2 protein-coding genes are annotated in these 1,077 nt (G+C 48.2%); both read left to right on the top strand.

The window, feature by feature from the left end; genetic code table 11:
- On the top strand, positions 1–318 hold a 318-nt coding region (traV, locus tag AB4653_RS28240; protein ID WP_372105936.1), incomplete at its 5' end, for a type IV conjugative transfer system lipoprotein TraV.
- Positions 319–322: 4 nt separating this feature from the next.
- Positions 323–1,077: TraC family protein (locus AB4653_RS28245; protein WP_372105938.1), on the top strand; the 755-nt coding region annotated here is incomplete at its 3' end.

Genomic DNA, 1,077 nt, shown 5'->3' on the forward strand with positions numbered 1-1,077 from the left:
CAAGATGAATTTAGTTGCCAAAAAATCGGCGGTATACCCGGCTGCGCCAGCATGGATGACATTCGCAACATCTCGACACACCCAACAACACAACAAGTCGCCGAGGCTAACGTCCTGGCTTCCCACCCTTTTGCCTTACTGCCAAGACGCACCCGTGAAGGCCATCCTATTCGAACCCAAGACACGGTTAGGAAGGTGGTGATTTTTCCCTTTACTTCGGATGACACCACCACTTACCTCGACACAATGGATATTTACATTGTGTTAGACGAGTCTACCTGGACAGGTCGCCCTGTTCAGGCTATCAAGAAGGATTAACGCCATGGGCGTCTCAAAAGATTTAAAGGGTTTTTATCAAGAAGCCAAACGTGAATATAACCACCTTCATTCTGAACTGCCTTACCGCACTTTTGATGCGCAGCACAGCCTCTTTCATAACAAAAAGGGCGTAGGATTTGGATTCAAATTGAGCGTCTTAACGGGGGCGAATGACGACATGGTGGAGGCATTTAACCGTCTCATCATGGATTTACCGCCTGGCCATAAATGGGATTACCATTTTTCCATGATGGGCCACAACCACGTGAGTCATTTGATTGAGCAAAATACCGCCTTGAAATCCGCTCGTGCGGGTATTTGCAGTGAATTAGCAAAACAAGAAGCCGATTACGCCAACTTTGCGGCTCACCACGGCTTTTTTCATCGTCAGAAGCATTACTTTGACATCAAAGATTACAGCGCGTGGTTGTTTGTCTCCAGTACGGACGATGTTGATAGTGTGTTGGATTGCAAAGAGGCGCTCACCACGACTTTATCCCAAATTGGACTGGAGCTCACGCCGCTTACCCCCGAAGGCTTAATCAACTACGTCGAAGGCATTCTCAATTTTGACCCCACACAAACCGCCCCTCGCGGATCTGACTACGCACCAGAAGCGTTGATCTACAAACAAGTCCTCTCTCCTGATACCGAGTTTTTAACTCGCCGACATTACACCGACGTTCGCTTTAGTAACCGCCAACATCAAACGCAAACGGTGACCTCGCGGATCATTTCATTGGGTTTACGCAGTACACC

Source organism: Vibrio sp. 10N.222.48.A3 (assembly GCF_041475345.1).
Taxonomy (GTDB): domain Bacteria; phylum Pseudomonadota; class Gammaproteobacteria; order Enterobacterales; family Vibrionaceae; genus Vibrio; species Vibrio tasmaniensis_A.